General features: G+C 53.7%; 3 protein-coding genes and 2 pseudogenes. 2 read left to right on the top strand and 3 right to left on the bottom strand.

Annotated features, from left to right (window positions below; translation table 11 throughout):
• Window positions 1–218 (bottom strand): transposase (locus FV242_RS33090; RefSeq protein WP_147941897.1); only part of this gene is annotated, 218 nt, incomplete at its 3' end.
• A gap of 61 nt (window positions 219–279) precedes the next feature.
• Between FV242_RS33090 and FV242_RS33085 the strand changes: the two are divergent.
• Window positions 280–840 (top strand): annotated as a pseudogene (locus tag FV242_RS33085) (transposase); the annotation flags it as partial.
• A 5-nt stretch (window positions 841–845) separates the two neighbouring features.
• Here the strand turns inward: FV242_RS33085 and FV242_RS33080 are convergent.
• Entirely contained in the window at window positions 846–1,358 is a 513-nt protein-coding gene (locus FV242_RS33080; protein WP_147941896.1) for a transposase, read from the bottom strand.
• A 354-nt stretch (window positions 1,359–1,712) separates the two neighbouring features.
• Window positions 1,713–2,108, bottom strand: a pseudogene (locus FV242_RS33075) (IS630 family transposase); the annotation flags it as partial.
• Between the two features lie 276 nt (window positions 2,109–2,384).
• Here FV242_RS33075 and FV242_RS33070 point away from each other — a divergent pair.
• Window positions 2,385–3,518: an acyltransferase gene (locus FV242_RS33070; protein WP_246693004.1), complete on the top strand. Its 1,134-nt coding sequence runs from the start codon at window positions 2,385–2,387 to the stop codon at window positions 3,516–3,518.
• The last annotated feature ends 388 nt before the right edge of the window (window positions 3,519–3,906 follow it).

The raw sequence follows: 3,906 nt of genomic DNA, 5'->3' as shown, positions 1-3,906 counted from the left end.
AAGTGATGCATCGCCTGATGGGTGGCCTGGACACGCGCTGGCGCGATCCGGGCCGCCATCGGCTCGATGCTCTTGCGAGCACCCGGCAGGAGGAGACCCGTACAGTAGGCCTTCAGCGGCGCGATCCAATCAGCATGGCCCAGGACGCCTGACAAAGCCTCCAGATAAGCCGCAAAGCGCGGCTGGTCGGCAGCCAGCGAGGAGTTCAAGCGATCCATGCCTCGCTCCATTACGAAATCGAATCGCAAACCCTACCCAAAAATTTATGACACAGTAGTACTAGATGGCTTTCTGCCCCGTCTCGATGCCGAATGGGCGGCCGGCTGCCGCAACGGGGTAGAACTCTGGCGGCGGCTTCGCGCCAGCGGTTTCACCGGCAGCCTGCGGGTGGTCGGGGAATGGGCACCGCGGAGGCGACGCAGCTAGCGCGTGTTGGAAGGATCGCCTGGCAAGGTGCCGTCGGCGCGCATCCTCTCCCAGCTGATGACGACGGGGCGGGACAATCTGACGAAGGCCGAAGCTGTTCTCGTGGCGACAATCGAGGCGGAGGTGCCGACGCTCGACGAGGCAAAGTCCCTGCTGTCGCGCTTCCAAGCCATGATCCGCGAACGAAGGCGACCCGATCTCGACACCTGGATCGAGACTGCAGCCCACAGCCTTCTATCGTCGTTCGCGCGCGGCTTGCTGAAGGACAACTCGGGCGTCGCTGCGGCTCTCACGCAACCGTGGTCGAACGGCCAGACCGAAGGGCAGATAACCCGCCTGCAGCTTGTGAAGCGGCAGATGTTCGGTCGGGCCAAGCTCGACCTACTCGAAGCTCGGCTGATCGGCGCGTCATGAGCCGATCAGCATCGAAACTGCGCCAAACCCAAAGTTGCACGCTGAAACACATTCAGGAACGGCAGCGCCCAGACGCGCCCCGCCCAAAAGATCGGGGCGAGGAGCATCAGGCTCATCCGGCGCAGCCCGCTCGCCTTGACGAAATGGCTGTCGGAGGAGCGAACCGGATCTCGGTAGATGCCCTTGGCCGTGATCCGCTTGCCGCGGCGGCGCTCGATCGTGTCGTCCAGTCCCAGGACCACGGGGCCGCGTTGCGCGAACGAGTTGACCAAGAGACTGAGCAAGATGCAGCTGTTAGTGCGCGGGCACCACGCTGCCCGGTTGAGGATGCGGTGGACGTTCACGAACCGTCGCTCCTGCGCACGGCCCATGATCCGCAGGACGCTGGACACCCTGCGCCGACCGGGGGTGAGGATCGCGCCGTTCAGCAGAACCTGAGCGTGTCGCCACGAGCGAGGGACGAACAGCGGCGCAAACGCCAGGATGAGTTCGGCGAAGCGGGCGGGCAGATCAGGCATCAGGTGTCTCTTGTTCAGGACGATCCGAACCTACCCGTCATGTTCGCTTCGTCACCCCACCCCTCAACCGCCCGTCAAATTGGCCAAAGTCGAGCTTAGGCTCCAGGAAAATACGGTGGGGTTCGCTTCGTCATCGGTCCATCGTCTCAAAAGTTGGAGCCTCCGGAAAACCAGGAGCGGTTCATCGGCCGACCAGCCCCGCCAACCACCTGCATCGTTGATGACCTCCAGCCGCCTCAGCTCAAACCTACTCTCAAGTCCAGACACGAGCCGATCTTCACGCCCCCCCCGCAATGGGCATCAGCATCTAAACTCGTCAAGCCAACCGAAATCGCGGTTTGAGACACCGCTCCCCTTGACGTTCTCCCGATCCTGCTCCGTCGCGTGACCGGACTTTGTTTGCGCGTTATGGTATGGCGGTATGCTATGACGGTTGAAAAAGCGGGACAGGCTGTTCACCCCGCCCCACAGACCTTGTTCGGCCATTCGGGCACACAACTCATGCAGGAATAGTTCGAGTTTGGCCTCGTTGGGCTGCCGGATCAGATCAGCCCGGGCCTCGTTGGTGTACAATAGCTGATCGCCGCCCATCGGCTTGGCCCGGGTGCGTACTTCTCGCACGAAGCGTCGTGCGCACACGGCGCCGGCGGGACTGACTACGAACCAACTGGCTGCTTTCCCGCGTGCGGCCCCTGACTCAATCGCCACCACGACACGCTCGCGCAAATCCGCGGGCAGGGCTGGGAACATCGTATCCCTACGCCGAGGGCTATCTCATGGTATGCGTTCCCTCAAATCGGCGTTCCAAGCCAGATTACCATATAGATTATGACGGACTGAGCGCAGCGCTGCCCATTAATGCAACAAACGTGCCAAAGAATATTAATTAACGATTGGATCGATTTAGCGATTTATCAAAGGCCATAACTACTTAAAAGAGACGATCGCATAGCGTTTCTCATCGAAACTGCTATCCTACTGAAAGCCCCCTACTCTAGTTCCGTTTCCAACGAAAGCAAAGTGACTATGGTGTCAACTGAAAAAGCGAGTGATATTAAGACATCTCATTATTACTCACTAGATGCGATCAGAATTTTTGCCGCTTCGATAGTGTTGCTGAATCATTTTGCATCATATTCTTCTAAAAGTATCTTGTTAACAATGAATGAAGACGGAGCATATCCTTTTTTGAAGCATTTTTATGGTATTGGAGCTGTCGGTGTTGAAATATTTTTTGTCATTTCCGGTTTTGTTATTGCTTCAAGCGCCTCGCGTGGTTCCGGTTTGAGTGTAGCGCTCACTTTTGCGTACCACAGGGGTCGTCGAATTTTTCCAATTCTTTGGATATCCAGCGTCGTAAGCTTACTAGCCATGTGCTCTATTGAAGACAATTGGGTTCCGCTTTTGAAGGCATTCATTCGATCGAATGTACTCTTTCCCCTCGGACCATATATAGACGGGGTAGTTTGGTCGCTCATTGTCGAAGGTTTTTTTTATTTTGTGGTAGCGCTTACTATTTTAAGCTCGAATCCAAATAGATTGATAAAATTATCCATTTTCATTGCTATCTTGAGTATTATATATAACTCATTCCTGATATCTTATGCGACCAAACTTTATTATACTCATGACGAAGCAATATTATCAGCATTGCACAAATTTCCATTTAAGCTATTCCTTCTGAGATACGGGGTATTCTTCTCTCTAGGAATTATTATATTCCATTCCAGAAGGCGACTTAATTTTCCCACGATTTTACTTGCTTTTATCTGTTTTGTAAGCTGCATTGCCGAAATAATTTCATCTTCTGAACTCGGCTATCGTGGGACAATTGTAACGGTCAGCATTTGGGCTACGTGTGTTGCGGTAATAACTTATTCGGCCGCCTATAACTCAAAAAATAAACCAGTTTTATCTTTAAGTGCTCTTAAACTATTGAAATTTCTGGGAAATTTAAGCTATCCATTGTATCTAAATCACTATACTTTAGGAATAGTATTGACCTACCGGTTGAAATTTATTAATAGCCCACCACTAAAGTTCTTAATTTGTTTATTGTCAGTTTTAGCCGTAAGCGTTGCAGTTCTATATCTTGAGAAAATTATCCGGCGGAGTTTTCTTTTTGAAAGAAGTATGCCAGAGCGTGATGCCACTTCTTAAATAATACTCCCTTTGATCCGGATGAGTAAATGGTGTCTCGAACACGCGGGCCTTAGCTCCTTTTATCCGCCAGGCAGACGACAGATCGGATTTTTACGATCTGGCCGCGCGTGATCGCTGCTCCTTGGACGCTGTGGATCCAGGTTGTTCCGGCAGGGCTGGAGGAACGGGAGTGGGCTCCTCGAAGCGTCTCAGCCCCTTGGCTCAGGAGGGTGCTGGTCTAAACACTCGGCCGAGGTGGCGCAGTCGGTCAGCCTCCGAGAGTAATTACCCACCCTCTTGCGCGGGTCGGATTTCGCTGATTCTTTCTTGGGATGGGCCGAAGCAATCTTGAGCGGCTTAGCCGCGATGAGCTGGTGCTGCGACTGCAGCGACCTTCGATACCTCA

Origin of the sequence: Methylobacterium sp. WL64 (assembly GCF_008039945.1) — a bacterium.
Classification (GTDB): Bacteria; Pseudomonadota; Alphaproteobacteria; order Rhizobiales; family Beijerinckiaceae; genus Methylobacterium.
This window is presented reverse-complemented; position numbering and strand designations above follow the sequence as displayed.